Raw genomic sequence first — 1,991 nt, 5'->3', positions numbered from 1 at the left:
GTGCTCTTCCGATAAATTTTCGATACGCAGGCTCTCGTTTTTCAGCATGCGTTTCAACACATGCCAGGAAAGCGGATTGCGCAGCAATTCAGCGATCTGAACAATCAAGTACCCACCGTTCGCCATATGAAGGGCACCAGGCTTAATCATCGTAAAGTCCGTCGTCATCGCACCGAATGTGCTGCGGTATTCGACCCGCCCGAACAAGTTATAATATGTCGGGTTATTTTCAAATACAACCGGTGCGCCGGATAACTGTCCGTTATCTACCAGCACATTTACCCTATAGCGCTGCAGGTTGTTTTCTTCGTTCCGCTGCAGCAGCCGCGCCATCGGATTTTCTGTGCCATCATCCTCTTTGAAAAGGTGGTGATTTTCAATAATATCCTCCTGGTAGTCCTGCAAATACTTGCGGATTTTTTCTTCTGTATATGTCTCCCAAAGCGGCTCGAATAAGTGCTTAAGCACCTGCCGGACCGAATCCTTGTTCAAGCGGCTGACTTCCTGCTCGACTTCCTTTTCTAACAATTGAATCTGCCGGACTGACTCGGTTACTTCCTGTTCAAGGCGTTTGCTCTTCTCCTTGATTTCCTGGCGTGATTCATCCGGCAACCGGGCGAAATCCTCATTGCTGAGCGGTTTGCCGAACATAAGCGGAATCGTGGCAATTCCGCCTTCAGGAACGCGCTCCAGCGAGAAGTTCAGCTCACGGGCCAGCTGGTCCATCTGCTTCCATATCTCCTGCGCCCTCTTCTCAAAATTCTGCATAATAAAACGGCGGTGCTTCTGATAATCCTCACCGGAAAATATCTTGCGAATTTCCCGTTCGACATCACGCAGCAGTTCATCCATGCGTGTTTTAAACTCTCTGCCTTCCCCTGCAGGAAACCGAAGCGCCAACGGATGGTCAGGACGCGAAAAATTGTATACGTAACACCAATCTGCGGGAGTCGGTTTATTACGGGCCGCCTGCTTCGCTTTCGCTCGCGTATACGTCGTCCGGCCGGTTCCGGGAGGCCCGGCAACATAAAGGTTATACCCTGCCTTCTGCACTTTCAGGCCGAAATCCATCGCCCGTACGGCCCGATCCTGGCCGATAATCCCTTCCCGCAGCGGCTCAATCTGTTCCGTTGTTTCACACGGAAACGCCTCGGGCGGCGTCTGTACGCGCAGCCGCTCCACCGGCACCTTTCTTTTTTCTCTATCTTCTTTCGACACTTGCTTCCACATCGCTGTTCATCCCTTTCCCAGGCTCAATCGTACAATAGGACAAAGCACATCTTAGTTTATTCATTCTATAGGCTTATCATAATGGAAGAAGGGAAAAACCTCTACCCGTTATCACAGTAGAACAGTAAAATTCCTTCCCGGTTATATACCGGGCGATCAAAATATGGGAAATAGGCTATTTACCATTGCAGTATACAGGATTTCAAACCGATATATAGTAACAAGCTCGACTATATAATAACTGTAGCAGCTTATTGTTTTTAGAAAATACTAAAAGCGGGGACCGATCATGATGAAAACCATAGAACAAATCTGGAAGGAAACGTTGGAACTGCTGCAGCGGAAGATGTCCCGCTCCAGTTTTGAAACGTGGATTAAAGGGCTCACCATCCAACGTTTCGATATCGAAAAGAAAACGATTACCATTCATGCAGAAAACGAGTTTACACGCCAGTGGCTTGAGACCAGACTAAAGCAAGTACTCGAAGATGCAATCCAGGAGATAACGGGCGATAGGTATGCCGTTTCTTTTTCCGTCAAGGTAAAGACGTATGTGCGCTACAGTATGGAGCAAGTGCCGACCCGTATCGACCCACAGGAAGAACAGGAACGCGAAAACCGCAATTTACTCCTTCAGGTGCTGCAGGAACTACAGATGCTGCACCAGCGGCTCGACCGCATGGAAGGCGGGCTTGACGATATCAAGAAGGAAATAAAAAACGCCGGCAAGCTAAAAAGACCACCATGGCCAATTAGCCACA

The 1,991-nt window shown here is 48.8% G+C and carries 2 protein-coding genes; one reads left to right on the top strand and one right to left on the bottom strand.

What is annotated here, in order from left to right; all coding sequences use genetic code 11:
* Window positions 1-1,230, bottom strand: a 1,230-nt coding sequence (locus B2899_RS17900; RefSeq protein ID WP_286887531.1) for an AAA family ATPase, incomplete at its 3' end; no start/stop codon positions are given.
* A gap of 289 nt (window positions 1,231-1,519) precedes the next feature.
* Here B2899_RS17900 and B2899_RS17895 point away from each other — a divergent pair.
* On the top strand, window positions 1,520-1,991 hold a 472-nt coding region (locus tag B2899_RS17895), incomplete at its 3' end, for a DnaA N-terminal domain-containing protein (protein ID WP_286887529.1).

It is taken from the genome of Aneurinibacillus sp. UBA3580 (assembly GCF_002375825.1).
GTDB classification, from domain to species: Bacteria; Bacillota; Bacilli; order Aneurinibacillales; family Aneurinibacillaceae; genus Aneurinibacillus; species Aneurinibacillus danicus.
Note: the sequence above shows the minus strand (reverse complement) of the source record. Positions and strands in the feature narration are given on the sequence as shown.